Source organism: Amycolatopsis thermoflava N1165, from assembly GCF_000473265.1.
Taxonomy (GTDB): Bacteria; Actinomycetota; Actinomycetes; order Mycobacteriales; family Pseudonocardiaceae; genus Amycolatopsis_E; species Amycolatopsis_E thermoflava.
Window position 1 is genome coordinate 2,308,633 of record NZ_KI421511.1, and the last position, 25,600, is coordinate 2,334,232.

At 74.3% G+C, this 25,600-nt stretch carries 23 protein-coding genes and 1 pseudogene; 15 read left to right on the top strand and 9 right to left on the bottom strand.

The window, feature by feature from the left end; genetic code table 11:
* Positions 1-46 precede the first annotated feature (46 nt).
* Positions 47-460: an STAS domain-containing protein gene (locus AMYTH_RS0111455; protein ID WP_027930443.1), complete on the top strand. Its 414-nt coding sequence runs from the start codon at positions 47-49 to the stop codon at positions 458-460.
* Here AMYTH_RS0111455 and AMYTH_RS0111460 read toward each other — a convergent pair.
* Positions 447-821, bottom strand: a complete 375-nt coding sequence (locus AMYTH_RS0111460) for a hypothetical protein (RefSeq protein WP_228684719.1) — start codon at positions 819-821, stop codon at positions 447-449. The genes AMYTH_RS0111455 and AMYTH_RS0111460 overlap by 14 nt on opposite strands.
* Positions 822-986: 165 nt before the next feature.
* Positions 987-3,008: an acyltransferase family protein gene (locus tag AMYTH_RS0111465; protein WP_027930445.1), complete on the bottom strand. Its 2,022-nt coding sequence runs from the start codon at positions 3,006-3,008 to the stop codon at positions 987-989.
* A gap of 80 nt (positions 3,009-3,088) precedes the next feature.
* Here AMYTH_RS0111465 and AMYTH_RS0111470 point away from each other — a divergent pair, with 80 nt between their 5' ends.
* Both AMYTH_RS0111470 and AMYTH_RS0111475 read left to right on the top strand, forming a co-directional pair.
* Positions 3,089-3,664, top strand: coding sequence for an NUDIX hydrolase (locus tag AMYTH_RS0111470; RefSeq protein WP_027930446.1), 576 nt, complete (start codon positions 3,089-3,091; stop codon positions 3,662-3,664).
* Positions 3,665-3,721: 57 nt separating this feature from the next.
* The gene (locus tag AMYTH_RS0111475) at positions 3,722-4,690 is read left to right on the top strand and encodes a TIGR03557 family F420-dependent LLM class oxidoreductase (RefSeq protein WP_027930447.1); all 969 of its coding nucleotides are present in this window, start codon (positions 3,722-3,724) and stop codon (positions 4,688-4,690) included.
* Between the two features lie 42 nt (positions 4,691-4,732).
* Here AMYTH_RS0111475 and AMYTH_RS49505 read toward each other — a convergent pair whose 3' ends face one another.
* The 3 genes from AMYTH_RS49505 to AMYTH_RS0111490 form a co-directional block, all read right to left on the bottom strand.
* Positions 4,733-4,909, bottom strand: a complete 177-nt coding sequence (locus AMYTH_RS49505) for a hypothetical protein (protein ID WP_167344581.1) — start codon at positions 4,907-4,909, stop codon at positions 4,733-4,735.
* A 147-nt stretch (positions 4,910-5,056) separates the two neighbouring features.
* Positions 5,057-6,070 carry an acyl-CoA dehydrogenase family protein gene (locus tag AMYTH_RS0111485; RefSeq protein ID WP_027930448.1) on the bottom strand — a complete coding sequence of 338 codons (1,014 nt, stop codon included), beginning with the start codon at positions 6,068-6,070 and terminating at the stop codon, positions 5,057-5,059.
* Between the two features lie 80 nt (positions 6,071-6,150).
* Entirely contained in the window at positions 6,151-7,443 is a 1,293-nt protein-coding gene (locus tag AMYTH_RS0111490; protein ID WP_027930449.1) for a phosphoribosyltransferase family protein, read from the bottom strand.
* A gap of 487 nt (positions 7,444-7,930) precedes the next feature.
* On the opposite strand from AMYTH_RS0111490, the gene AMYTH_RS0111495 reads away from it, so the two are divergent.
* Positions 7,931-9,262 (top strand): carboxylesterase/lipase family protein, encoded by a 1,332-nt coding sequence (locus tag AMYTH_RS0111495; protein WP_027930450.1) that lies wholly within the window; start codon positions 7,931-7,933, stop codon positions 9,260-9,262.
* Positions 9,263-9,405: 143 nt separating this feature from the next.
* Here AMYTH_RS0111495 and AMYTH_RS0111500 read toward each other — a convergent pair whose 3' ends face one another.
* Positions 9,406-10,314, bottom strand: a complete 909-nt coding sequence (locus AMYTH_RS0111500) for a proteasome assembly chaperone family protein (RefSeq protein ID WP_017987986.1) — start codon at positions 10,312-10,314, stop codon at positions 9,406-9,408.
* Positions 10,315-10,528: 214 nt separating this feature from the next.
* On the opposite strand from AMYTH_RS0111500, the gene AMYTH_RS44635 reads away from it, so the two are divergent.
* The 3 genes from AMYTH_RS44635 to AMYTH_RS0111515 are packed head-to-tail and all read left to right on the top strand — an operon-like array spanning position 10,529 to position 14,172.
* Entirely contained in the window at positions 10,529-12,058 is a 1,530-nt protein-coding gene (locus AMYTH_RS44635; protein ID WP_037322503.1) for a prenyltransferase/squalene oxidase repeat-containing protein, read from the top strand.
* Positions 12,059-13,297 carry a cytochrome P450 gene (locus AMYTH_RS0111510; protein WP_027930451.1) on the top strand — a complete coding sequence of 413 codons (1,239 nt, stop codon included), beginning with the start codon at positions 12,059-12,061 and terminating at the stop codon, positions 13,295-13,297.
* A complete protein-coding gene (locus AMYTH_RS0111515) occupies positions 13,285-14,172 on the top strand; it encodes a UbiA family prenyltransferase (RefSeq protein WP_027930452.1) in 888 nt (295 codons plus the stop codon). The genes AMYTH_RS0111510 and AMYTH_RS0111515 overlap by 13 nt, the downstream gene beginning before the upstream one ends.
* Here AMYTH_RS0111515 and mmuM read toward each other — a convergent pair.
* Together mmuM and AMYTH_RS0111525 are read right to left on the bottom strand one after the other, a co-directional pair.
* Positions 14,141-15,019 (bottom strand): homocysteine S-methyltransferase, encoded by an 879-nt coding sequence (mmuM, locus tag AMYTH_RS0111520; protein WP_027930453.1) that lies wholly within the window; start codon positions 15,017-15,019, stop codon positions 14,141-14,143. The genes AMYTH_RS0111515 and mmuM overlap by 32 nt on opposite strands.
* On the bottom strand, positions 15,016-15,639 hold the full coding sequence (locus tag AMYTH_RS0111525; protein ID WP_020420682.1) for a TetR/AcrR family transcriptional regulator: 624 nt from the start codon (positions 15,637-15,639) through the stop codon (positions 15,016-15,018). The genes mmuM and AMYTH_RS0111525 overlap by 4 nt, the downstream gene beginning before the upstream one ends.
* Positions 15,640-15,944: 305 nt before the next feature.
* Here AMYTH_RS0111525 and AMYTH_RS0111530 point away from each other — a divergent pair, with 305 nt between their 5' ends.
* The 4 genes from AMYTH_RS0111530 to AMYTH_RS0111545 all read left to right on the top strand — a co-directional run bounded on the left by AMYTH_RS0111530 (position 15,945) and on the right by AMYTH_RS0111545 (position 20,611).
* Positions 15,945-17,036 carry a helix-turn-helix domain-containing protein gene (locus tag AMYTH_RS0111530; protein WP_027930454.1) on the top strand — a complete coding sequence of 364 codons (1,092 nt, stop codon included), beginning with the start codon at positions 15,945-15,947 and terminating at the stop codon, positions 17,034-17,036.
* 7 nt (positions 17,037-17,043) lie between these two features.
* Positions 17,044-17,697 carry a YdcF family protein gene (locus AMYTH_RS0111535; protein ID WP_027930455.1) on the top strand — a complete coding sequence of 218 codons (654 nt, stop codon included), beginning with the start codon at positions 17,044-17,046 and terminating at the stop codon, positions 17,695-17,697.
* A gap of 13 nt (positions 17,698-17,710) precedes the next feature.
* A complete protein-coding gene (locus AMYTH_RS0111540) occupies positions 17,711-18,427 on the top strand; it encodes a WbqC family protein (RefSeq protein ID WP_084022570.1) in 717 nt (238 codons plus the stop codon).
* A gap of 78 nt (positions 18,428-18,505) precedes the next feature.
* On the top strand, positions 18,506-20,611 hold the full coding sequence (locus AMYTH_RS0111545) for a transglycosylase domain-containing protein (RefSeq protein WP_027930457.1): 2,106 nt from the start codon (positions 18,506-18,508) through the stop codon (positions 20,609-20,611).
* Here AMYTH_RS0111545 and AMYTH_RS51195 read toward each other — a convergent pair.
* A pseudogene (locus AMYTH_RS51195) lies at positions 20,590-21,033 on the bottom strand (hypothetical protein); the annotation flags it as partial. The gene AMYTH_RS0111545 and the pseudogene AMYTH_RS51195 sit on opposite strands and share 22 nt — an antisense overlap.
* Before the next feature lie 81 nt (positions 21,034-21,114).
* Between AMYTH_RS51195 and AMYTH_RS44645 the strand changes: the two are divergent.
* From AMYTH_RS44645 to AMYTH_RS50860, 4 genes are read left to right on the top strand one after another with little or no spacing between them, the layout of a single operon-like run.
* Positions 21,115-22,938 carry a serine/threonine protein kinase gene (locus tag AMYTH_RS44645; protein WP_051362644.1) on the top strand — a complete coding sequence of 608 codons (1,824 nt, stop codon included), beginning with the start codon at positions 21,115-21,117 and terminating at the stop codon, positions 22,936-22,938.
* Positions 22,935-24,020: a hypothetical protein gene (locus AMYTH_RS0111560; RefSeq protein ID WP_027930459.1), complete on the top strand. Its 1,086-nt coding sequence runs from the start codon at positions 22,935-22,937 to the stop codon at positions 24,018-24,020. The genes AMYTH_RS44645 and AMYTH_RS0111560 overlap by 4 nt, the downstream gene beginning before the upstream one ends.
* Positions 24,017-25,276 (top strand): ABC transporter substrate-binding protein, encoded by a 1,260-nt coding sequence (locus AMYTH_RS0111565; RefSeq protein WP_027930460.1) that lies wholly within the window; start codon positions 24,017-24,019, stop codon positions 25,274-25,276. The genes AMYTH_RS0111560 and AMYTH_RS0111565 overlap by 4 nt, the downstream gene beginning before the upstream one ends.
* Positions 25,273-25,587 (top strand): DUF1275 family protein, encoded by a 315-nt coding sequence (locus AMYTH_RS50860; RefSeq protein ID WP_209440762.1) that lies wholly within the window; start codon positions 25,273-25,275, stop codon positions 25,585-25,587. The genes AMYTH_RS0111565 and AMYTH_RS50860 overlap by 4 nt, the downstream gene beginning before the upstream one ends.
* Positions 25,588-25,600 lie beyond the last annotated feature (13 nt).

A 25,600-nucleotide genomic window follows, 5' to 3' on the forward strand; every position in this document is an offset into this window, starting at 1 on the left:
CTACGAGAAGAAGCCAGGCCAGACAGGGCTGACGGGGAGGAGAGTCATGAGCCACCCGGCGCGCAACTCCACCGGTGCCGTGAGCACGGCCGTTCGCAGCGGGGCCCGTGTCCCCGCGCAACGGGCCGCGCCCGGAGCCCTGCGGCTGCAGGTGTTCTGGCCCCTGCCGGGGATCGCCGTGCTGAAGGTCGCCGGCGACATCGACGTGGCCACCGCCGCCCCGCTCGACCGCGCGCTGGACGAACTGACCGCGCACCGGCCGCGCGTCGTGGTGGTCGACCTCGGCGGGGTGGACTTCCTCGGCTCCGCCGGCCTGGCCGCGCTCGCCCAGGCGAGTGAACACGCCGATATCCGCGTGGTGGCCCCGACGCGGCAGACCGCCCGGCCGCTGGCGATCACCGGTCTGGACCAGCGGCTGCCGGTCTACACCACTCGCGACGAGGCGCTCACCGGCTGCTGAACCGCGTGCGGGCGCGCAGTTCGCGCTCGGCCCACAGCACTCCGCGCGGCCCGGTGCCCCACCGGGTGCTGATCGCGTCGAGCACCCCGGTGCCGATGCCCGGCTCCGGCGCCCCGCCCACACCGTCGACCTCCACCCGCAGCACGTCCCCGGCGCGGCTCAGCCGGACCTCGAACGGTGGGAACCCGGTGGCGCACGCCGACGCGGCCAGCTCGTCGACGAGGAGCACCACGTCGATCACGACCGGCGACAGGCAGTCCGCGAGCATCGCGCGCACTCGCCTGCGCAGCGGCGCCAGCCCCTCCGGGCCGTCGAGGCGCACCGCCGTGACCGGCGTGCGCTCGTCCAGTGAGTCGGTCAAGGACCCGGACACCTCCGCTGTCTCGTCAACGGCCGCCGTCGCTACCCACGCGCGGATTCATCAAACCTTGGACGAATGAAATCACGCGGCAGGGCCGCGCGCACCACACGGACGGGCGCACTCGGCCACCCGGTCGGCGGATCGGGGCTCTACGAACGGTGGGTGTCAGGCCGGCGCGGGCGGCTCCGGGTCGGGCGGTCCGAGGGCGTCGTCGATGGCCTGTTCCACGATCGTGTCCATGGTGCCGAGGTAGGTCGCGCCGACATGGTTGTCGTCGAGGTAGACCAGCACGTTGCCGATCACCGGCGGGCAGACGGCCTCGTCGCAGTAGTAGTCGCTGAAGTCCAGGAACGACACGTTCGGGGGAACGTCGTCCAGGAACAGCCAGGGCGGCTCGTCGGCGTAGAAGTCGGCGCGCGGCGGGTTGCACTCGGGGGCGTCCGCGCCGCGCAGCTCCACGCACTCCGACGGCGCGTAGTCGTAGCGCGGGTTGTCCCGCACCGCGAGCACCGGGATCCCGGCGGCCTCGATCTTCCGCCACTGCGCGACGAACCCGGGCGGCGTCCACTCGGTCAGGCCGGCCCGCACGTCCCGGGTGGCGGTGGTGAACACGGCGTCCGGCCGCAGGTCCAGGATCTCGTCGGCGGCCGCGGCGTTCCACTCCCGGCAGGCCTGGTCGTCCGGGTCGATCTCGGACTCGGTGGAGAACGGGCACCCGCCCCGCGACATCACCACCAGCTGCCAGTTCCGCCGCTGCGCCACCGGCTCCAGCGCCGCGATGAACTGGGTGGGGTGCGAGTCACCGACGATGACCAGGGTCTTCTCCGGCGGGCCGTCCGGCGTCGTGGCACACACCAGCAGTTCGCTGCCGCGCGGCGATTCGGTGCAGTCGTCGATCCAGGCCCAGTCGCCGGGCAGCTCGACCGGCGACGGCACCGGCGCGACGTCGGCGGCGCCGCGGTAGACGAACCCGGGCGTGCGGGCCAGCGCGCCGGGGTGGTCCAGGCCACCGGCGGCGGGCGTCCCGGACCGGGCGAGCCCGGCGATCTGCCAGGCGCCCGCGGCGGCCAGCACGGGGATCATCGCCAGCACGGCGAACCGGTAGGCGCCGCGGACGGCCAGCTGCGACCGGCGCACCGGCGTCTCGACCAGGTGGTGGGTCGCCACCGCGAGCGCGAGCGACAGAGCGATGACGAACGCGCCGCCGAGCAGGCCGACCTCGGTCCGCCCGCGGTACACCAGGTAGAGCACCAGCACCGGCCAGTGCCACAGGTAGAGCGGGAAGCTGAGCCTGCCGAGCCAGGTCAGCGGGCGGGCCGTCAGCAGCCGGTCCGCGCCGGCGGGGCTGCCGGTGGCGCCGGCGAGCAGCACGAACGCCGCCGAGGCGACCGGCCACAGCGCGGCGAAGCCCGGGAACACGGTGCCGACCTGCAGCACGAGCCCGCAGGCGACGAGCCCGGCGACACCGAGCCAGCCGAGCGCGATCCGCAGCGCGCGGGGCAGCGTGACCGCGTCGATGACCAGCGCGAGCAGCCCGCCGAGCGCGAACTCCCAGATCCTGGTGAGCGCGGAGAAGTAGGCCAGCGGCTGGTTCGCCGCGGTCAGCCACACCGAGTACGCCAGCGACGCGGCGGTCAGGACCAGCAGCGTGCCGGTCAGGGCGGTGCGCAGGCGTCCCCGCGCGGCGTAGGCGAGCGCGGCCACCAGCAGCGGCCACATGAGGTAGAACTGGCCCTGGATGGACAGCGACCAGAAGTGCTGCACCACGCTGGCGTCGCTGTGCCGGGCGAAGTAGTCGGCCGAGTTCGCGGCGAGCTGCCAGTTCTCCAGGTACAGCGTGGCGGCGACGACCTCGCGGACGGTGGCGAACCAGCGGGCCTGCGGCAGCACCAGCGCGGCGGCGGCGATCACCACGAGCAGCACGGTGAGCGCGGCCGGGAACAGCCGCGTGATCGTGCGGCCCCACAGCGCGCGGACGTCGATGCGGCCGCGCTGCCCGGCGCGGAACAGCTGGCCGGTGATCAGGAAGCCGGTCAGGAAGAAGAACACGTCGACGCCGCCGGAGATCCGGCCCAGCCACACGTGGTAGACGACCACGAGGACGCAGGCGAGCGCGCGCAGGCCTTCGATCTCGGGGCGATACCGCTTCTCGGGGACGGACCGGGTGCGCGGGTGGGGCGGGGTCATCGGCACCTTTCCTCACTCGGCGTCCCGGGCGAGACCGAGGTTACCCATGGCCGTTCCCGGCTCCGGCTAGGGTCGGCAGGATGCGGACCGACGTGATCGAGACCTTCCCGCGGGTGGCCGTGCCGCTGGACGGGCGGCGCGCGGCGGCGGTCGCGATCGTCGTGTCGGGCGAGGAACCGGTGATCTGGCTGACGCGGCGCGCGACCGGGATGCGCGCCCACCCCGGCCAGTTCGCGCTGCCGGGCGGCCGGGTCGACCCGGGCGAGGACGCGATCGGCGCGGCGCTGCGGGAGCTGGAGGAGGAACTCGGCGTCACCGCGACCCGCGCGGCCTGCGTGGGCCTGCTCGACGACTACCCGACCCGCTCGGGTTACGTGATCACGCCGGTGGTCGTGCGGCTGTCCGGCGAGGTGCCGCTGCGGCCGAACCCGGACGAGGTGGCGCACGTGCACGTGATCCCCGTGCCGGACCTCGCGGTCGAGCCGCGGTTCCTGACGATCCCCGAGTCGGACCGGCCGGTGATCCAGCTTCCGCTGGCCGGGCACCTCGTGCACGCCCCAACGGCCGCGGTGCTCTACCAGTTCCGGGAGGCCGCGCTGCACGGCCGCACCACGCGCGTCGCCCACTTCGAGCAACCCGTGTTCGCCTGGCGGTGACGTCCCGTTTCCGCGCGCCGCGGCCGGGTACGCCGCGGGGGACGGAGGGAGATCGACGTGCGGATCGGGTACAAGCTGGCCGCCGAGGCGTTCGGGCCCAAGGAGCTGGTCCGGCAGGCGGTGGCCGCGGAGCAGGCGGGCTTCGACTTCGTGGAGATCAGCGACCACTTCCACCCGTGGCTGGACAACCAGGGGCACTCGCCGTTCGCGTGGACGGTGCTGGGCACGATCGCGGCGAAGACCGAGCGGATCGGCCTGGCCACCGGGGTGACCTGCCCGACGGTGCGCTACCACCCGGCGATCATCGCGCAGGCCGCGGCGACGCTCGCGCTGGTGTCCGACGGCCGGTTCACGCTCGGCGTCGGCGCCGGCGAGCGGCTCAACGAGCACGTGGTGGGACCGGGTTTCCCGGAAACGGTGCCCGGGCGCCACGAGCGGCTGCGGGAGGCGCTGGAGATCATCCGGCTGCTGTGGCGCGGCGGCTACCAGTCCTACGAGGGCAAGCACCTCACGCTGGCCGACGCGCGGGTGTTCGACCTGCCGGACGACCTGCCGCCGATCGCGGTCGCCGCGAGCGGCAAGGCGTCGGCCGAGCTGGCGGGCGAGCTGGGTGACGGGCTGTTCGCGACCGAGCCGAAGGCGCACGTCGTCTCGCACTACACCGCGGCGGGCGGCGACGGCCCGCGGTACGCGGAGGTGCCGATGGCGTGGGCGGAGGACCCGCACCCGGCCGCGCAAGCGGCGCTGGAGACGTCGCGGTGGGCGCTGACCGGGTGGAAGGTGATGAGCGAGCTGCCGAACCCGGTGAACTTCGCGGCCGCCTCGGCGACCGTGCGCGAGGAGGACGTGCTGGGCAAGTTCGCGTGCGGTTCCGACGTGGACCGGTACGTGGAGGTGGCGCAGCCGTTCGCCGACGCCGGGTTCGACCACCTGGTGATGCAGAACGCGGGGCCCGATCCGGACGGGTTCCTGGAGTTCTTCCAGCGTGAGCTGGGCAAGCGGATCCGGTCGCTGGCGCCGGGTTGACCGGCGTCCGGTGGGGGCTGCTCGGCCCCCACCGGATGTGCCTCAGTTCCGGTTCGCGGGCTCCACGACGCTCACCGGGCCCGGCGCCTCGGCGCCTGCCTCGCGGACCTGCCACTTGTCCAGCCCGCCGCCGAGCCGGTCGGCGTAGTGCTCCGCCGCGGCCTGGGTCGGGAACCGGATCTCCTGTGCGCGTGACACGTGCGTGATCTTGTAGGCCATCGCTACTCCCCTGCCCCTGTCGTCCTGGTGCGGCCCGTCACTCCCCGACCGGCCGCGTCGAACACTAGAACACCTGTTCGAGTGCGCGCAAGCCGACACGCCGGGGAGCGGGCCGGAAAATTCGATCGTCCATTGCGGACAGTGGCATCAGCGGAATAGTGGCTGGCCAACGGCATCGCGCCCGGCGAACTCCCGCAGAGACTCACCCGTGGGGGTCATCACCCTGGCGGTGAGGGCGTCGCGGTAGTGCCGCTCGAGGGCCAGCTCCTTGCGCGCCGCGGCGAAGCCGCACAGCCGGAGCAGCCGGTCGCCGACCTCGGTGGCGGTCTCCGCCCCGGCGAGCCTCGCCTGCGCCGCGCGCACCCGCGCGTCCGCCCGGCCCCCGGCGACCGCCGCGACGGTGTCGTCGCAGAACACGCGCAACAGGTCCGTCCTGGCCCGCAGCGCGGCGAACTCCCGGCGCTCCGCCACGCGCCCGGCGGTGTCGGCGAGCATCGCCTCGGTCAGGCCGAGCGAGAACACGGCGCCGAGCGCGAGGAAAACCGGGAGCGCGTGGTCCAGGCCCTCGGCTGCCACGGCGTCGGCGGGGACCTCGACGCGGTCCGCGGTCACCGGCGTGGCCGCGCAGCCCCGCAGGCCGAGACCGTCGAACGGGGCGCTGACCCGCAGGCCCGGCGCGTCGCCGGCGACCAGCGCGGCTGCCGAGCCGCAGCACCACACGTAGCTGTCCGCCTCGCCCGCCGCCGTGACCCAGCTCCTGGCCCCGTCCAGCACGACGCTGCCGTCGGTGGTCGTCAGCGCGCACCGGTCGCCTGGCTCGCCGAGCGCGAGCGTCGCGAGGTGTTCGCCGCGGGCGATGGCGCCACGCACCGACGGCGGGCCGTGCGCCTCCACGACGGCCGTGGCCGCGTAGTGCGTCAGCAGGACCATGGCGGTCGAGCCGCATACGCCGGCCAGCCGCTCGACCACACGCGCGGTCTCCGCGAGACCCGCTCCCCCGCCGCCGACCGCGGTCGCGCTGGCCAGTCCCAGCAGCCCGATCTCGCCGAGCGCGGTCACCCCGGACCGCGGGAACCGCCCGGCGCGGTCCACCTGGTCGGCCTGCGGGGCGATCGTGGACTCGATGACCGAGCCGAGCAGGACGGTGTGGTCGAGCGCCACCGGCCACCACCTAGCGTGCGGAATCGGGAACAGCGCGTTACTACCCGCTCGGCCGGGCCGGAAACGCCGCGCGTGGACCGTCAGCCGCCGTCGACGGTGACCGGCGTGAGGTGCCGCCGGAACCAGTCCGTGGCCAGGGTGGCGGCCTCCTCCAGGGCGCCGGGCTCCTCGAACAGGTGCGTGGCGCCGGGCACGACCGCGAGGTGCGCCTCGCCGCGGAGCTGGGCGCGCGCCTTCCGGTGCAGCTCCAGCACGCCGGTGTCGAAGGCGCCCGCGATGAGCATGGTCGGGGTCCGGACCCAGCCGAGCCGCTTCGCGGCGAGGTCGGGCCGCCCGCCACGCGCGACGACCGCCGTCACCTCGACCCGGTAGTCGGTGGCCGCCAGCAGCGCCGCCGCGGCGCCGGTGCCCGTGCCGAAGTAGCCGACCGGCAGCCCGGTCCGCGCGCGCACCCATCGCGTCACCTCCACCAGCCTGCTGGCCAGCAGCTCGACGGCGAACACCCGCGCGCGGTCCGACTCCTCGCTCGGGGTCAGCAGGTCGACCAGCAGGGTCGCGATCCCCGCGCGGTGCAGGCGTTCCGCGGCCGTGCGCGCCCGCGGGCTGTACCGGCCGCTGCCGCTGCCGTGCGCGAACACGACGATCCCGGCCGCCCGCTCCGGCACCGTCAGCCGTCCGCCGAGCGGCACCGCCCCGACGAAGACCGTGACCTCCTCGTCGCCCGTCACCGGATCCGGTTCCCCGGTTTCGCCTGCCAGCAGCCGCGCGACCTCCTCGTCCGGGGTCTGCGTGAAGTCCTCGTACCACTGCCCCACCGCGGTGAACGCCGCCGGGCACTCCAGGCACACCACGTCGTCGGCGTCCTCGCGCAGGGCCTCCACCGCCTGCCGGGCCCCGACCGGCACCGCGACCACGACCCACGCCGCGCCCGCCGCCCGCGCGGCCGACACCGCGACCCGCGCGGTCGAGCCGGTGGCCACCCCGTCGTCGACGACGATCGCGGTGCGGCCCGCCAACGGTGTCCGCGTCCGCCCGGAGCGGAAGCGGGCGGCGCGGCGGTCCAGTTCGGACCGTTCCGCGGCCTCGACCGCGGCCAGTTCCGCCTCGCTGATCCCGAACCGCCCCAGCAGCACGGGATTCACCAGGCGCAGCCCGCCCTCGCCGATCGCGCCCAGCGCCAGCTCCGGCTGGAACGGCAGGCCGAGCTTGCGGACCAGGAGCACGTCGAGCGGCGCGCCGAGCGCCCGCGCCACCTCCGCCGCGACCGGCACACCCCCGCGCGGGAGCCCGAGCACCACCACGTCACTGCCTCGCCACCGGACCAGCCGCGCCCCGAGGCGACGACCGGCGTCCCTCCGGTCGGTGAACGGCATCGGAGCACCTCCTCCGCGAAGTTCTCCGGCGACCGTAGCGGCGGCACCGCCCCACGGCGAGAGTCCTAGGGCCTCACTGAGCCGAACGGCGGTGCACGAAGCGGCCGGGCACGTTCCGTGGTGAGCCGGTGGGCTCCCGCCGGGCCCTGTGCAGCGGACTGCTCGCGCCGGTAGCCACGCGGCGCCCGGCCGGGCGCAACGGCGGTGCGCGGCACCCTTCCAGCGGCGACCGTCCGCGGTCCAGCGGACCCGCGCGGGTAGCCACGCGGCGCTCCACCGGGCGCCATGCCGGTGCGGGGCGGAAGGGGCAGATCCGGCAGCCATGCCCCACCGGTCGCCGCGCCGCGCGAATGCCCCGGACCGGTGGCACCATCGAGCAGCCCGCCGCAGACGACCGTCCGCGATCCCGCTGAGCAGCCGTCCTGAGGTGCTCGCGGCGAAATCCGCTCCACGATCATCCACGGGGGGCCGCGGTTACAGTTGTGGTGTGGACACGGTGGTGGCCGCCGGTGGCGGCAAGCTTCGCGGGTTCGTCACGGCCGACGGCCTCGCCGAGTTCCGCGGCATCCCGTTCGCGCGCGCGGCCCGGTTCGCCCCGCCGGAGCCCGTCGAACCGTGGACCGGCATCCGCGACGCAACCCGCCACGGCCCGGTCAGCCCGCAGCCGCCGGTGCGGCCGGACGGCGTCATGGGCGTCCCGGCGGACGTGCCTGCTCAGGACGAGGACTGCCTCAACCTGACGGTCCTCACCCCCGCCGCCGACGACCGCAAGCGGCCGGTCATGGTGTGGCTGCACGGCGGCGCCTACGTGACCGGGGCGAACTCGTTCGGGTTCTACGGTGGACACCGGCTCGTCACCGAGGGCGACGTCGTGTTCGTGGCGCCCAACTACCGGCTCGGCGCGCTCGGCTACCTGCGCCTGCCCGGCGTCTCGCCGGGCAACCTCGGCCTGCTGGACCAGCTCGCCGCGCTGCGGTGGGTGCGGGAGAACGCGGCGGCGTTCGGCGGGGACCCGGACGACGTCACCGTGTTCGGGCAGTCCGCGGGCGCGCACTCGATCGCGTGCCTGATGGCGCTGCCGGAGTCCCGCGGCCTGTTCCGGCGGGCGATTCTGCAGAGCGCGCCGCTGGGCCTGCGGCTGGCGGGCGCCCGGACCGCCGCGCGCACCGCGCGGTTGTTCACCGCGGCGCTGGGCGCCGATCCGCGGACGGCCCCGGTGACGGAGGTCCTGCGCGCGCAGAACGAGACGATCGTGAAGGCCGCCGGCCCCGGCGGGCTGTACTCGGTGCCGCCGTTCTGCCCGGTCGCCGACGCGCCGCCGCTGCCGAGCGTCGCCCACTGGATGTCGCAACGGGCGCGGTTCGCCCCGGACGTCGACGTGCTGATCGGCACCACGGCGGCGGAGATGAACTCGTTCCTCACTGGCAAGCCGGGAATCGCGCAGCTGGAACGGTTCCCGGTCACCGCGCGCGGGGTGGCCGCGCTGAAGGCCGGTGTGACGCGGTGGATGTTCGCGGCGCCGTCGCGGGCGTTCGCCGATCAGCTCGCCGCGCGCGGCGGCCGCGTGTACAGCTACGTGTTCGACTGGGGCGCGCCGTCCTCGCCGTACGGGGCCGGGCACTGCGTGGACCTGCCGTTCCTGCTGGGCGACGAGCCGGCGTGGCGGAACGCGCCCATGCTGGCCGGCGCCGAGTGGAGCGCGCTGACCGAGCTGGGCCGCGACCTGAGGGCGGCGTGGCTGTCGTTCGCCAAGACCGGCACGCCGTCCCCGGGATGGGCGCGGCACACGCCGAAGCAGGCGCCGCACCGCCTCCCCTGAGGACCAGGCACGAGCTCCCCTGAGGCCCCGGCACGAGCGGCCGGGCGCGGAACTCGCCCCGCCGCACGTGGGACTCGCCAGAGCCGAGGGGCGGGGGCGGGCGGGTTCCGGCCCGGGAAGGCGGAGCTGGATCTCCGACCGGGTCAGTCCCGGCGGTCCTGTTCGGCCAGGAAGCGTTCGAACTCCGCGCCCAGCTCCTCCGCGGTCGGCATCGCGGTCTCGTCGGCCAGCAGCGTCTTCTTCTCGTCCATCGCCTCGACGAACAGGTCGTACTGCCGCTCCAGCGCGTGCACCACGTCGGCGACCTCGTCGGATTCGGCCACCTGCCGGGCGATCTCCGCGTCGGTGCGGCGGGAGGCCGCGCGCAGCGCCTCGTCCGGCAGGGACAGTCCCGCGAGCCGCGTGATCGAGCCGAGCACGGTCAGCGCCGCCGCCGGGTAGCGGGACTGGGCGAGGTAGTGCGGCACGTGCGCGGCGAACCCGACGGCGTCGTGCCCGGCCTCGCCGAGCCGGAACTCGGTCAGGTTGAGGGCGCTGCCCGGCACCTCCAGCCGGTTGAGCACCGGGTCGTAGTCGCCGATCAGCTCGCGCCGGGTCGCGTGCGCGGTCACCCCGAGCGGGCGCGTGTGCGGCGCGCCCATCGGGATCCCGTGGAACGACACGGTCATCCGCACGTCCCACCGCTCCACGAGGGTCCGCACCGCGGCCGCGTAGCGCTCCCACAGCCCGTCCGGCTCGGGCCCGCTGAGCAACAGGAACGGCGTGCCGACCTCGTCGTGGAACAGCCGCACCGCCAGCTCGGGTGTGTCGTAGCTCTCCCAGTGGTCGGTGTCGAACGTCATCACCGGCCGCCGCGCGCGGTAGTCGATCAGCCGGTCCACATCGAATCGGGCCACCACCCGGTTGTCCCAGTTCGCCTTGAGGTGCTCGCTCACCAGCGCGCCGGCCTGGCCGGCGTCCATGAAGCCGTCGAGCTGGTGCAACAGCACCGCCCCGCTCAACTCCGGGAGCTCCGAGTCCACCTCGTAGAGATCCGTCGGATCGAACACCACAGCCTCCAGCCTGTTCCGGGCACCTCTCTCCTCGACACTCAACGTAGCGAGGGCCGCGATCCATCCCGTCGAAGGGCTTACTTCCACCGGGTTACTGCGCCACTCGGGCGAAAGCGGTTAAGAACAATGTTCAGGAGTGCTAGGTTGGATCTCTCCGTCACGGCCGGTACACCGAGCGTGATCAACGTCGCCGCTGGACCACGAGGACCGCCCCATGACCACCGACCTGGCCGAGCACGCGCACCACCTGCTGCGCGCCATGGTCACCGACCCCTACGGGGACTTCTCCCCGTCGGTTTACGAAACCGCCCGCGTCGTCGCGCTCCTGCCCGATCTGGCCGGGCACGCCAACCGGATCGCCTACCTGCTGGACCAGCAGGCGCCCGACGGCGGCTGGGGCGGGCCGGACGGCTACGGCCTGCTCCCGACGCTCAGCGCCACGGAGGCGCTGCTGACGGAGTTCCGCCGCACCGGCGCGCCGTCCATCGCGGCCGCCGCGGAGCACGGGCTGCAGGCGCTGACCACGCGGTGGGGCCGGGATCTGCGGGTCGGGCTGCCGGACACGGTCGCGGTCGAGATCCTGGTGCCGTCGCTGGTGTCGGCGCTCAACGCGCACCTGGACGCGCTCGAGGCCGAGGACATCGTGCCGGCCCGCGGCCGCCTGCCGCACCCCGAGGGCACCCACCCGGCGCTGCTGCACGGGATGCGCCGCCTGGTCGAAGACGGCCAGGCGCTGCCGGACAAGATCCTGCACTCGCTGGAGGCGCTGGGCCCGGCCGCGCGCGGGGTGGGCTTCGCCCGTCCCGGGGAAAACGGGCTCGGCTGCTCCCCTGCCGCCACCGCCGCCTGGTTCGGCGCGGACGGCGCCCGCGGCCACCCCGGCGTGCGGTACCTGGAGAACATCCAGGCACGCCACGGCGGAGCGGTGCCGGTGGCCGCGCCGCTCACGGTGTTCGAACGGTCCTGGGTGGTGTCCACGTTCGCCGACGCCGGCCTGGCCGTCGACGTCCCGGGCGAGGTGCTGGACGGGCTGGCCGCGGAGATCGGCCCGCACGGCGCGTCCGGCGGCGCCGGGCTGCCGCCGGACGCCGACGACACCTCCACCGCGCTCTACGCGCTGGCCGCGCAGGGCCGCCCGCACCCGCTGGACTGCCTGCGGGAGTACCACGTGGACGGTCACTTCTGCACGTACCCGGACGAGCGCACCCCGTCGGTCACCACCAACGCCCACGTGCTGCAGGCGCTGTGCGCGCACGGACAGTCCGAAGTGGCCGGACGGGTGGCCGCGTGGATCGCGGCCCAGCAGCACCCGGACGGCAGCTGGACCGACAAGTGGCACGCCTCCCCGTACTACGCGACGGCGCGGTGCTTCCTGGCGCTGGCAGGCAGCGGGCACGGCGCCGCCGCCCGCGCGCGGGCGCTGCGGTGGATCGCGCGGACGCAGAACCCGGACGGTTCGTGGGGCCGGTGGCAGGGCACGTTCGAGGAAACCGCCTACGCCGTGCAGGTCCTGGCGCGCGCCGGGGAACCGTGGGCGGACGAGGCCGCCGCTCGCGGCTGTGCGTTCCTGCTGTCCTGGGCGGACGCCGGGCACCCCCCGCTGTGGCACGACAAGGACCTCTACACACCGGGCCGGATCGTGCGCGCGGAGGGGATCGCCGCGTTGCACCTGGCCGGCGCCCGGCCTCGGGTCGCGGCATTGCTGACGCGGCTGGAGCCGGCGCCCGCCGAGCGGACGGGCTGAATGAACCGGGTCGAACTGGCGCTCGCCGTCGCCCCGCTGCCGTTCCTCGATGCGCACGCGGACTACCCCGGCGCGATGCTCGACGTGCGCGGCGGGCCGGCGCCGAAGATCCTGGTGTGGCACCACGAGACGCTCGCTTCGCTGTTCCGGCAGGATTCGCGCCTGCGGCACCCGGGCAGCCGCTCGCTCGGCCCGCTGCTCGGGCCGAAGTCGATGCTGTGGGCCGACGGGGCGCGCCACGCGGCGTACCGGAAGCTGCTCGGCCAACCGCTGCGCGGGCGGCGGCTGGCGGCCTACCACAGTCTCATCGCGCAGGCGACCGCGTCGGCGATCGACGAGCTGGGCCCGGGCGCGGTGTTCGGGCTGGCGGCGTGGACGCGGCGGCTGGCACTGGACATCGTCGCGCGGATCGTCCTCGGCGACGCGGATCCGGTGCTGCTGCGGGACGTCACGGTGTGGCTGGACCGCGCGCTGGGGTCGCGCCACCGCACGCTCGCCTACCGGCTCCTGCGCGGCGGGCTGCCCTCCTCGGGCGCGGATCTGGACGCGCGGCTGGTCGCCGCCGCGAAGTCGGGCCGGGAGCCGCGGAGCCTGGTTTCGCCTCTGCTGACCGGGAACGGCCCGCTCGGCCCGGTGCCGGACGACGAGCTGCGCGACCAGGTGGTGTCGCTGCTGTTCGCCGGCCACGAGACCACCGCGTCGGCCACCGCGTGGACCCTGTACTGGCTGACCACGCGCGCCGATCTGCGGGACGCCGTGCTGTCCGAACTGGACGCCACCACCGACGACGGCTCCGATCCGGCGGAGGTCCCCGTGCTGCAGGCGGTGATCGCCGAGGCGCTGCGGCTGCACCCGCCGGTCGAGGTCGCGGGCAACCGGGCCCTGCCGGAAGCGGTGGACCTGCACGGCCGCACGCTGCCCGCCGGGACGGTGCTCACCCCCGCGATCTACCTGGCACACCACCGGTCCGAGTACTTCCCGTCCCCGCACGCCTTCGACCCCGGCCGGTTCCTGGGCCGCCGCGGCGTGCCCGAGGGGTACCTGCCCTTCGGGGGTGGCTCCCGGTTCTGCCTCGGAAGCCAGCTGGGGCAGCTGGAGATCCGCATGATCACCGCGGCCGTGCTGCGCCGCCGGGTCCTGCGGTGCGTCAACCCGCGGGCCGGGGTGGCGAAGCTGCGCGGGCACGCGATGGCGCCGTCGGCCCGGCTGCGCCTGGAAGTGGTGGCGTGCCGGGACTGACCGGGTGGCGCGACGTGGTCGTCGTGCACCGCCTGCGCTTCCCGCTGCCGTTGAGCTACCTGGCCTACGCGTGGTGGGGCGCGGCGTTCGCGGATCCGCGGCACCTGCTCAGCGGCCCGGTGCTGGTGACCGTGGCGGCCACGCTGCTGGCGCTGCTGGCCGCGCTGGCGCTGAACACCGCGGCCGATCTGCGCACCGACGAGCAGGACCGGGACAAGGTGGACCTGGCGGGCGCGGCGCGGCGCCTGGGCAGCAGGCGGATCTTCGGCTGGGCGGTGGCCGAGGCGGCCGGGGCGCTCGCGCTGGCCGCGGTCGTGGCGGTGTGGCTGGGCCGCTGGGCGGCGCTGCTGGTGATCGCCTCGGCGTTGTGCGCGCACCTGCTGTACAACCTGGAGCCGGTGCGGCTGAAGCGGCGCGGGTTCGCCGGCCCGGCCGTGTTCGGGGCCGGTTTCCTCGCGGTGCCGGGGCTGGCGTCGTACTTCGCGGTGCGTCCGGCGCTGGAGCGGTCGATGGTGCCGGTGCTGGCGGGGCTGTGCGTGCTCGCGTTCGGCCGCACGGCCTGGTTCTCCGCGCCGGACCACGCCGCGGACGCCCGGTCGGGTGTCCGCACCCCGGGCGCGCGGTACGGTCCACGACGGACGCTGGCCGTCTCGTGCGGCGTCGTCGCGGCCGGGCTCACGTTGCTGGGCGCCGGGTTGTGGTGGCGGTACGGACCGGGCTGGGCCGTCGCGGGGGTGCTCGCGGAAGGCGCTTTCCTCACCGGGATGATCGCCCTGATCGGCCCTGGCGGATCGTTGTCGCGCATGCGGAAGCTCGCCACCCCGGTGGTGCTGGCGGGCGACCTCACCCTCGTGGCGATCCCGCTCCTGGCTTGACCGCCGCGGCGAGCGCGGCGATGTCGTCCGGGCTCACCCGGCAGCACCCGCCCACGTACGCGACACCGGCGGCGAGCCAGTCCCGGACCAGGTCCGGCGAGAACCGCGGCTCGCCGGTCCAGCCACGTGCTCGCGCGTCCCAGGTCTCGCCGCTGTTGGGGTAGGCGATCACCGGCTTCCCGCTCGCCTCGCGGGCGATCTCCGCGGCGGCCGCGACGTCGCGGGGGTCGCAGCAGTTCACGCCCACCGCCACGATCTGGTCGTTGCCGCGCGCCACGGCGAAGGCTTCGGTCAGGGGCTGCCCGGCGCGGGTGCTCTCGCCGTCCACCGTGTAGGACAGCCACGCCGGGACGTCCAGTCCTTCGATGGCGAGCAGCATCGCCTCGGCTTCGTCCACATCGGGCACCGTCTCGCAGGCGAGCAGGTCCGGCCCGGCCGCGGCGAGGATCTCCGCGCGGGGCCGGTGGAACGCGGCCAGTTCCGCGACGGTGAGCCCGTAGTGGCCGCGGTACTCCGACCCGTCGGCGAGGGTGGCGCCGTACGGCCCGATCGAGGCGGCGATCAGTTCGTCGCCGGTCACGCGCGCCTCACGGGCGAGCGCGACGCTCAGCTCCAGCAACCGCACGGCCTCGTCCCGGTCCAGGCCCAGTTCGGCGAACCCGGCCAGGCTCGCCTGGTAGCTCGCGGTGGTGGCGACCGTCGCCCCGGCGCGGAAGAACGCCCGGTGCGCGGCGACGATCGCGGCCGGGTCGTCGGCGAGCAGCCGCGCCGACCACAGCTCGCCGGACAGGTCGTGCCCGCGCGCCTCCAGTTCGGTGGCCAGGCCACCGTCCAGCACGACGGTCACGGGCCGGCGCGCAGGAAGGTCAGCTCGCGCCACCACACGTCGGCGAGCACGTCCAGCGCCAGCTCGCGGTCGTGCCCGACGCCGCGGATCAGCCAGTGGTAGCAGGCCTGTTCCAGTTGCAGCACCAGCAACAGCGCGCGGGTCAGCCCGGCCTGCTCGTGCTCGCCGGTCCACTGTGCCAGGTACGGCGACAACTCGCGGGCGGCGTCCACACCCCACTGGTAGTGCCGCGCCGCGACGCGCGGGTCGTCGGCGACCGCCTGTGTCAGGACGTCGATCTCCACCGCGTAGCGCGCCCAGAACGCCAGCACGTGCTCGTCCAGCCAGGCGCGCACGCGGTCGCGCGTCAGCTCCGGGAACCGGGCGAGCATGCGGTAGAGCGCTGCGGTGTCCGGCAGGATCCGCTCGAACAACGCCGCCGCGATGTCGGCCTTGTCGCGGAAGTGCGCGTAGAAGGTGGCCCGGCTGCCGTTGGCGGCCGCCACGATGTCGGCGACCGTGGCGGCGTGGTAGCCGAGACGGGCGAAGACCTCGCGGGCGCACTCGAGGTAACGGTCGTGCGCTTCCCGCCACTGCTGCTCGCGGAACGTGTTCCGGGCAGGCGTGGAGATGCCGGTCATCACCCCATCGTAGTGCGCCCGCCGGGGGACGACACCTCCGCGCGTGCGGTTTCCCCTGCGGCTGCGCGGGATCCGCCTCGGGAGGCCGGGGCGGGCGCGCGTCCCGCGGGCACGTGGAGCGCGCCTGCCCCGGCGGGCGGGGCGGGTTGGAGCGGCACCCGGCGCCGGGGATCGGCCCGGGACAAAGGAGTCATCCCGGCGACGAGTGCCTCGCTCTAGACTGAACGAGCGAACTCGTGACGGAAACGAACCACCGTTGCACTTTCGGTGTACTTGCCGGGCCACGATGTGGTTACCCTGATCGTGTGGCCGCCGGGACGAACTCTCCGGGAGCCGCGACCGCCCACCAGTGGACGGGGCGGGAGGCGCGGCTGCTGCGGCACGCCCTCCGCCTGTCCGTGCGGGGGTTCGCGGCCTACCTCGGCGTCGCGGCGCGCACCGTCGCCAAGTGGGAGAGCGGCGGGACCGCCACGGTGCCGCGGCCGGACACGCAGGCGATCCTCGACACCGCGCTGGCCAGGGCCGACGACGGCGCCCGCACCCGGTTCGAAGTGCTGGTGACCGAGGCGCGCGAATCGGACCGCAGGCCGGATCCGGCCCCCCGCTACGACTACGAGGCCTGGACCGACGACCTGGACCGCACGGTGGCGTGCCTGGGACGCCAGGAGTTCCGGCTCGCGCACACGCTGCTGGACCGGTGGCTGGGCCGCTTCGAGCCGAACAGCTCGGACCGGCAGGGCATGTACCTCTACGGCCGGTCGCTGCGGCTGCTCGGCGAGGTGCGGCAGGACCAGGGCGCACTGCGCGGGCCGCTGTCGGCCGAGCACGTCTACCGGCAGGCGCTGCGGGTGTTCACCGAGCTGGAGTCGCCGCGCCGGGTGGCCCAGCTGGAACTGCAGCTGGTCGTGATCGACGAGATGTCCGGCCGGCTGGAGTCGGCCGCGGCCCGCTACCAGAGCCTGACCGACGACGAGCGGCTCAGCCCGCACGACCGGACGCGCGCGCGGCTGTGGGTGGGCACGGCGCTGAGCAAGCGCGGCCTGCACCAGACGGCGACCGACCACATCGTGCCCGCGATCCGCGAGTTCGAAGCGCTGGAGGAGCCGGCGGACTGGTCGATCGCGCACCAGAAACTGGCGCTGGCCCACCGCGGCGCAGGCGATCTCACCGCCGCGGGCCGGGCCATCGATGTGGCACTGTCCAACCGCGTCGACGACACGCCGCTGCAGCAGGTTCGGCTGGACACCGCGCACGCGCACATCCTGCTCTCCGACACGGCCACCGCGGATTCCGGGCTCGCCATTCTGGAGCGGACCGCGCGCATTTCCACCCGCTACGGGCTCATGCACCAATTGCGCAGCATCGACGGCATTCGCCGCGGTTTCGAGTCCCGGTAAGAAGCCGATGCGGAAAGTGCTGCTCGACCGGGTGTGGGCCGACGCCGAACTGGTCTGGGAGTTCCACCGGCTGCGCCACCGCCCGAAGCCGTGCTCGGCCGCCGTCGCGCTGGGCTGCAACGACCTCGGCGTCGCCGCGCACGCGGCCGAACTGTACCACCGCGGCCTGTTCCCGGTCGTGGTGTTCACCGGTGGCAACAGCCGCGAGACCGCGCGCGCCTTCCCGCGCGGCGAAGGCGTGCACTACCGGGAGCGGGCGCTGGAACTCGGGGTGCCCGACGACGCGATCCTCGTGGAGCCGAACGCGACCAACACCGGCGAGAACATCGCGCTGTCGCGGGAGGTTCTCACCGCCGCGGGGGTCGAGGTGTCGTCGTTGATGCTGGTCTCGATGCCGTACATGGAGCGGCGGGCGTTCGCCACGACGCGGAAGGTGTGGCCAGAGGTGGAACCGGTGTGCGCGTCGGCCCCGGTGTCGCTCACCGAGTACGCGCTGCGGACCAAGCACGGCACGGAACTCATCGACATGATCGTCGGGGATTTCCAGCGACTGATCGAGTATCCCCGAAAGGGTTTCGCGATTCCGCAGAAAATTCCTCCGATCGTGTATTCGGCGTATCGGCGACTGGTGGCCGCCGGATTCCGCAGCCGCATGCTGTGATTCCATACGGGCCGTGCCCGAGACGCTTTCCTGCGCCGTCCATCAACCGAATCTCTTCCCCCGACTGTCCACACTGGCCAAACTGGCGCGCGCCGACGTGTGGGTCGTGCTCGACGACGTCCAGTTCAACGCCCGCGACTACCAGCACCGCGCCCGCCTCGCCGCGGCCGCCGACCCGGAGGCCCAGCGCTGGCTGACCGTGCCGGTGCACCGGCCGCGCGGCCGGGACAGCCGGATCGGTGAACTGCGCCTCGCCGACCCGTCCGCGACGCACCGCACGATGTCCCGTCTGGTGCGGCAGTACTACGGCCGCTGCGCGCACTGGGCGGAGACCGGCGAGATCGTCGAGGAGGTGCTCGCCGCGCTGGCGCTGAACGAGCACCTGGCGGTCGTGGCCGAGGTGTCGGTGCGCGCCATGCTGCACCGCCTCGGCTGGCGGGGCGACGTGCTGCGCAGCAGCGAGCTGCCCGCGCGCGACGGGCGGTCCGAACGGCTGGCCGACCTGACCGCCGCGGTCGGCGCGAGCACCTACCTGTGCGGGCCGGGCGGCGCGAAGTACCTGTCGGAACGCCCGTTCCTGGAACGGGGGCTCCAGGTGCGCTACCCGCCGCCGCCCCCGCTGAGCCGCGAACCCGGGATGCGCACCGCGAGCGCGCTGTGGGCGTTCGCCGCGCGCGGCACCGCCGGCGTCCGGGACGCGCTCGCGACCGACTGCGTGCCGGCGCGCTGACCCAAGAACCCTTCTACACGAGGTAAAGACCATTCCGGCAACCGGGCCTTCACGGCGGCCCGGTTACCCTCGCCTCCCGTGCGCCCGTCTCGTGCCCTCCCCCGGTTCCTCGCCTTCTGCGCCGTCGCGGGGGTTCTCGTCGCCGGGGTCGTCGCGCCCGTCGCCCTGGGCGCCGGTGTGCTGTCCAACCAGGTCGCCGACGCGGTGGACGGGATTTCCGCGACGCTGGCGAACAGCGAGCAGCCACTGGTGACCACGGTGACCGACCGCGACGGCACGCCGATCGCGACGCTGTTCGACCAGTACCGCCTCCCGGTCACCGCGGACGAGATCGCGCCCGCGATGAAGGCCGCGATCGTGTCGATCGAGGACCGCCGCTTCTACGACGAGGGCGGTGTCGACGTGAAGGGCATGGTGCGCGCGGCGCTGCACGACTCCTCCGGCGGCAGCACGCAGGGCGGGTCGACGATCACCCAGCAGTACGTCAAGAACTACCTCATCAACGTGGTCGACCGGAACGACAGGGCGGCGCAGCTGGCCGACCAGGCCGACACGATCGCCCGCAAGCTGCGCGAAGCCAAGATCGCCGTCCAGCTCGGACAGACGGTGTCCAAGGAGGACATCCTCACCGGCTACCTCGACGTCGTGGAGTTCACCGGCAACGTCTACGGGGTGGGCGCCGCCGCGCACGCCTACTTCGGCACCACGCCGGACAAGCTGACCGTGCCGCAGGCCGCGCTGCTCGCCGGGATGGTGAACAACCCCAACCTCTACAACCCCTACACCCACCCGGACCAGGCCCGGCAGCGGCGCAACCTGGTGATCGACGCGATGGTCAGCACGAAGACCCTCACCCCGGCCGACGGCGCCGCGGCGAAGGCCGCGCCGCTCGGCGTGCTGCCGGACGGCCCGGACGTCCCGTCCAGCACCTGCTTCGGCGCGGCGCCGGACGCCGGGTTCTTCTGCCAGTACGCGGAGAGCTACCTCATCCAGGCCGGGTTCACCGCCGACCAGCTGGAGACCGGCGGTTACACGATCCGCACGACGCTGGACCCGGTGGTGAGCCGGATCGCGAAGAACGCCGTGGACGCCAACGTGCCGACCACGCAGGACGGCGTGGCGAACACGTTCGCGGTCGTCCGGCCGGGTCAGGCAGGCCACGAGGTGCTCGCGATGGTCGCCAACCGCGACTACGGCACCGACCCGGCGCGAGGCGAGACGTCGACCAACATCGTCGCGGGCGCCGGCAACGTGTTCGGCGCCGGCTCGTCGTTCAAGATCTTCACCTCGGCCGCGGCGCTGGAGAGCGGGAAGGCGGGCCTGGACACCCCGCTGCCCAACCAGGCCGGGCAGTGCTTCACCCAGCCCGGCGCGAACCGGTACACACAGCCGTACTGCGTGCAGAACGACGGGGTGGGCTACCCGGACCCGATCTCGCTGCGGGACGGACTGGCCACCTCGCCGAACGTCGCCTTCGTCAACCTGGAGCAGCAGGTGGGCATGCCTGCCGTGCTGGACATGGCGCGGCGGCTGGGCCTGCGCAACACGCTGGCGACGAACGACGCGGGCGCGAAGCCCGACCCGTCGTCGGCCAACCCGCAGTACAGCCTGCCGCAGTCGCAGTACTTCCAGGACAAGCTGTCGTTCACGCTCGGCAACAGCCCGGTGAGCCCGCTGGAGATGGCGAACGTGTCGGCGACGCTGATGAGCGGCGGCACGTGGTGCCCGCCGAACCCGGTCCTGTCGGTCACCGACCGGTACGGGCACGACGTGCCGGTGCGGCAGCAGGCGTGCGAGCAGGTGGTGCCGCCGGGGCTGGCGGACTCGCTGCTGAACGGGCTGAGCCAGGACACGGTGTCGGGCACCTCCGCGGCGGCGGCCGCCGCGGCCGGCTGGCACCACGCGGACTTCGGCAAGACCGGCACGACGCAGCAGAGCGAGTCGGTCGCGTTCGTCGGCGGGGTCGACGACTACGCCGTGTCGTCCATGGTCTTCGCCGACGGCCCGCACCCGGCCGAAATCTGCCCCGGCACGCCGGTGCACCTGGGCTCGTGCGGACACGGCGCGTTCGGCGGCACGGTGGCCGCGCCGCCGTACTTCCACGCGATGAGCCAGATCCTGGGCAACCGCCCGGACATCCCGATCCCGCCCGCCGATCCGGCCTACCTGCAGACCCGCTCGTAGCTGTAGTGCCCAGTGAGGTTGTCGACGCGGGTGATGGTGGTTGGCCCCTGCGGGGGTGTGGGCGCGGTGGTGGTTGTCGATGGCTGGCCCCGATGTCGGCCGGCGCGGTGCGCGTGCGCCCACCCGCTGCCACTCACATCGACATGCACCAGCTCGCCCGGCCCGCCCCGCCCATCATGGCGAATCGGCTCGCAGATGGGGCGGTCCGGCCAGGCCGGCGTGGGCATGCCGTGCCGCACCAGGATGCGGTCCACCGGCAAGGCAACCATGCCGAGAATTCCCGCGGTCCGCGTGGGACCGAGCCGGCGGTCTTGCCGCAGCCGCAGGACCTCCTGCTCCACCTCGGCAGAAACCCGAGTGGGCGAGGTGTGCGGCCGACTGGTTCGATCGGCCAGCCCGGCCTGGCCGTCTGCGCGGAAGCGGCGTCTTCGCCTTGATCAACCCGACGTGCCGACTCTGCGGAGCCTAGCCACGCACCGGGGCCGTGTCGTAACCTCGCGTGAGTGGGCTTCGCGGAGGAGGCGCCGTCCGGCGGTGGGCTCGAGCCGGGTGAGCTGGTCGCCGGGCAGTACGAGGTCGACAGGTGCTTCGCCCGCGGCGCGTTCGGCTTCGTCTACCTCGCCCGCGACCGCAACCTGCAGGGCAAGCAGGTGGTGCTCAAGGGCCTGACCCGGCCGCACGACACCGCCGCGATCAAGCTGGCCGCCCAGGAGAGCCGCGTGCTCACCGCGCTCGAACACCCCAACATCGTGCGGATCGTCAACGTCGTCACCCACCGCGGACTGCGGTACCTGGTGATGGACCACATCGACGGGCCGTCGCTGCGGAGTGTGCGCGACGCGGGCGGCATGAGGATCGCCGACGCGCTCGCGTGTGCGGTCGACGTGCTGGGCGCGCTGGCCTACCTGCACGGCAAGGGCCTGCTGTACTGCGACATGAAGCCGGACAACGTGATCCGCACGCGGCGGTCGGCGAAGCTGATCGACTTCGGCGCGATCCGCCGCACCGGCGACCGGGAGAGCCCGGTCCTGGGCACCCCGCCGTACCTGGTCGGCCACACCGAGATCCGCGAGCACGGGCTGACCGAGCGGGCCGACATCCACGCCGCCGGCGTCATGCTCGACGAGCTCGTCGAGTGCGACGCCGGCGAACCGGGCGCGGAGTCCTTCCGCCGCCTGGTCGCGCGCGCGACCGCGGACTTCGACCGGCGGTTCGCCGACGTGCCGGAGATGCTGAACCAGGTGCGCGGCGTGCTGCGCGAGGTGCGCTGCCTCGCCGACGGCAAGCCGCGGCCCGCCCGCTCGGCGGTGTTCGCCGAATCCGCGGCGCTGCTGGACGACGGGCTCAGCCTGGCCCCGCCGCTGACCGCGTGGACCGGCGACGGCGGCGGCGCACTGGCCGACGGGCGGCCCTCCCCCGCGGACGTGGCGGCCGGCCTGCCCGTGCCGTTCCCCGACCCGGCCGATCCGCGGACCCCGCTGCTGCACACGGTGCGGGCGCCGGACCCGCGGCGGCTGCTCACCAAACTCGCGAGCGTCCCGGCATCGGTCGAAGTGGACTTCCACCGGGCCCGCGCGAACCTGGAGGCGGGCGACCTGACCGCGGCCGGGCACTGCCTGCGGTCGGCGGAGCGGCAGCTGGGCTGGCGGGCACACCACGACTGGCGGGCGAGCTGGCACCGCGGGCTCCTCGCACTGGCCGAGGGCCGGGTGGGCGCGGCCGCCGAGCTGTTCGACGACGTCTACCGGTCCGTGCCCGGGGAGCCGGCGCCGAAGCTGGCGCTCGGGTTCTGCGCCGAACACCGGTCGCGGCCGGACACCGCGGCCCGGTTCTACGAGGCGGTGTGGGCGTGCGACCGGTCCCACGCCGGCGCCGCGTTCGGGCTCGCGCGCATCCGGTTGCGGGCCGGGGAGCGCGGCGCCGCGGTCGCGATCCTCGACGAGGTGCCGGAGATCTCGCTGCACCGGCACGGCGCCGCCGTCGCCGCGGTCCGGATCCTCGCCGGTCACCTGCCCGGCGGCGGGTGCCCGGCCGCAGCCGACCTCGCCGCGGCCGCGGACCGGCTGCACACCCTCACGCTGGACAGCGAGGAGTCGTGGCTGCGGCTGGCCACCGCGGTGCTGGAGAGCGCTTTCTCGTTCGTGCTCGACCACGGCGACGGGTCGCTGCCGCCGGGCCCGGTGCTCGGGGATCCGGTGTCGGAGAAGGGATTGCGGGACCGGCTCGAACGCTCCTACCGGGAGCTGTCCCGCCAGGCCCGCACCGCGGACGAGCACGGCGTGCTGATCGACCGGGCCAACGCCGTGCGGGCGAGGTCCCTGTGGTGAGCACGACCCGGCGCAGGCTGGTCCGGCTGCGGCTGGCGCTGCTGGTGACCACCGCGGCCGTGCTGGTCACCGGGTTCGCCACGGTGCGCGGCGTGCAGTCGGCGGCGGAGACCGTGCGGGACCGGACCGCGCAGGCGGTCGTCGAGGTCGCGGCGGCGAAGTCGGCGCTGATCCGCGCGGACCGGGCGGCGGTGCGCAGCTTCTCCTCCGGCGAGGTGCGCCTCGCCGGGGCGGGCACCGAGTACGCCACGCAGACCGCGCTGGCGAGCCAGAGCCTCGCCCGCGCCGCCGAGCTCAACGAGGCCGGGGACGCGGGCAGCCAGATCCTGCGGCTGGTCGAGGGGCTGCTCGCCGCCTACCGGGCGGCGGTCGCGCAGGCCGACGCGCACTACCGGCAGGGCGGCGGCGAAGTCGTCGGCACGGCCGACCTGTGGGACGCCTCGTCGCAGCTGCTGCGCTCCCCCGACGGCGTGCTGAAACAGCTCGACGACCTGCGGTCGGTGCAGGAGCAGGCCCTGGCGCGGCAGCTCACGACCGGCTGGCTGCACCCGGCCACGCCCGCGCTGTGGGCGGTGCCGGTCGCGTTGCTGCTCGGGCTGCTCTGCGTCACGCAGCTGTACCTGGGGAAGCGCTTCCAGCGGCTGCTGAACCCGCAGTTGCTGGCGGCGACGCTGCTGCTGCTCGGGTTGTGCGCCAGCATGATGTTCACCCTCGTCGCGGCGCACCGGCTGGCCACCGCGCAGGACCGGCTGACCGGCGTGCTGGCCGGGTGGGACCGGCGGATGGCGCTGACCGACGCCGACGGCCAGGACAAGCTGATCCGGCTGGTCACCGCGCACTGCCGGGCCGGGGACTGCGGCCTGACGGTGGCCGCCGCCGGCCCGGCGCCGACGAGCGTGGCGGGGGCCATCCCGGACGAGGCGACCACCGCGGCGGGCACCCGGGACGTCAACGACCGGCTGGACGCGGCCGCGGCGAGCAACCAGCTGCCGCTGGTGGTGCCCGCGGTGACGCTGGCGATCGCCGTGCTCGCCGGGTGGGGCCTGCACGCCCGGCTCGACGAATACCGGTTCCGCTCATGAGGGGCGTGGTGGGGGTGCTGCTCCTGGTCGCCGCGTGCCTGACCGGCTGCGGCGCCGGCGCGGGCACGCGCACGATCACCGTGCTCGCGTCGTGGACCGGCGCCGAGGGCGTGGCGTTCGAGCAGGTGCTGGCCGGGTTCACCGCGCAGACCGGGATCCGGGTGCGGTACCAGGGCACCCGCGCGGTGTCGCAGGTGCTCGCCTCGGACGTGCAGAACGGCAACCCGCCGGACGTCGCGGTCGTGCCGAACCCGGGCGAGCTGGTCACCTACGTGCGCTCGCACAACCTGTACTCGCTGGACGACGTGCTCGGCGCGCCGCCCGCGGAGATCTACGGTCCACAGTGGCTCCAGCTACAGGTGGCCGGGCAGGCGCACCTGTACGGGATCGCGGTGAAGGTGGACCTGAAGAGCATCGTGTGGTTCAACCCGGCCCTGCACGGCCTGGCGCAGCCGTCCACTTGGGACGAGTTCACCGCGGCGACCGGCGCGCTCCCCTGGTGCCTCGGGCTGAGCGCGCCGCCGGTGTCCGGGTGGCCGGGCACGGACTGGGTCGAGGACGTGCTGCTGCACCAGGCGGGCCCGGACGTGTACCGGCAGTGGGCGGCCGGGCAGCTGGCGTGGACGGCGCCCGCGGTGCGGCGGGCATGGCAGACGTGGGGCGCGATGATGGCGGGCACCGTCGGGGACAACCCGGGGCGGGTGCTGCTGACCGACTTCGCCGACGCCGGCAAGGGGATGCTGGCGTCGCCGCAGAGCTGCGCGTACGAGCACAACGGGTCGTTCATGCTCGCGCGGTACCCGGACGCCGGGCGCGGCCTGGACTTCGTGGCCGTCCCGCCTGCCGGGCCGGATGTGGCCCCGGAGACCTACGAGGTGTCGGCCGACCTGGCGGGCATGTTCACGGACACGCCGGCGTCGCGGGCGCTGATCCGGTACCTCGCCTCCCCGGCGGCGCAGGAGATCTGGCCGCGGGTCAGCGGCGGGAGCGCGTTCTCCGCCACGCGCTCGATGGACCTGCGGGCCTACGACGGCAACCCGGCGGCCCGCAAGGTCGCCGAGGCGCTCCGCTCGGGCGCCACGCTCTGCTTCGACGCGTCGGACCTGATGCCGGCGACCATGGCGAACGCCTTCTACCGGGCGGCGCTGGAGTACCTCGACGACCCCGGGCGCCTGGACACATTGCTGGAGCAGCTGGACCGCATCCGGCTGGGCGTGCCGCCGCAGGAGTGGCTGTCCGTCCCGTGTGGACGATGAGGGGAGACGTGGTGCGCGGACTGGCGAACCACGAACCGGTGCCGGTGGCGCTCGGGGCGCTGACCGTCCTCAGCGGCGTGATCGACGCGGTCAGCTTCCTGGCCCTGGGCCGGGTCTTCACCGCCAACATGACCGGCAACCTGGTGTTCCTCGGGTTCGCGGCGGCCGGGGAGCCCGGGTTCGACGTCGCGGCGGCGGGGACCGCGCTCGTCGCGTTCGTGGCCGGCGCCGCGGGCGCCGCGTGGCTGGCGTCCTCGATCGCCGCGCCGCACCGGCGTTCCTCGGCGCGCTCGCGGCGGAGGCCGCCCTGACCACGGTCGCGAC

Excerpts from the sequence above, each read along its gene's own strand:
- AMYTH_RS0111465 (WP_027930445.1), bottom strand. The coding sequence starts at position 3,008 with ATGACCCCGCCCCACCCGCGCACCCGGTCCGTCCCCGAGAAGCGGTAT.
- AMYTH_RS0111455 (WP_027930443.1), top strand. The coding sequence starts at position 47 with ATGAGCCACCCGGCGCGCAACTCCACCGGTGCCGTGAGCACGGCCGTT.
- AMYTH_RS0111525 (WP_020420682.1), bottom strand. The coding sequence starts at position 15,639 with ATGACCGGCATCTCCACGCCTGCCCGGAACACGTTCCGCGAGCAGCAG.
- AMYTH_RS44635 (WP_037322503.1), top strand. The coding sequence starts at position 10,529 with ATGACCACCGACCTGGCCGAGCACGCGCACCACCTGCTGCGCGCCATG.
- AMYTH_RS0111510 (WP_027930451.1), top strand. The coding sequence starts at position 12,059 with ATGAACCGGGTCGAACTGGCGCTCGCCGTCGCCCCGCTGCCGTTCCTC.
- AMYTH_RS50860 (WP_209440762.1), top strand. The coding sequence starts at position 25,273 with ATGAGGGGAGACGTGGTGCGCGGACTGGCGAACCACGAACCGGTGCCG.
- AMYTH_RS49505 (WP_167344581.1), bottom strand. The coding sequence starts at position 4,909 with ATGGCCTACAAGATCACGCACGTGTCACGCGCACAGGAGATCCGGTTC.
- AMYTH_RS0111490 (WP_027930449.1), bottom strand. The coding sequence starts at position 7,443 with ATGCCGTTCACCGACCGGAGGGACGCCGGTCGTCGCCTCGGGGCGCGG.
- AMYTH_RS0111535 (WP_027930455.1), top strand. The coding sequence starts at position 17,044 with ATGCGGAAAGTGCTGCTCGACCGGGTGTGGGCCGACGCCGAACTGGTC.
- AMYTH_RS0111470 (WP_027930446.1), top strand. The coding sequence starts at position 3,089 with ATGCGGACCGACGTGATCGAGACCTTCCCGCGGGTGGCCGTGCCGCTG.
- AMYTH_RS0111565 (WP_027930460.1), top strand. The coding sequence starts at position 24,017 with ATGAGGGGCGTGGTGGGGGTGCTGCTCCTGGTCGCCGCGTGCCTGACC.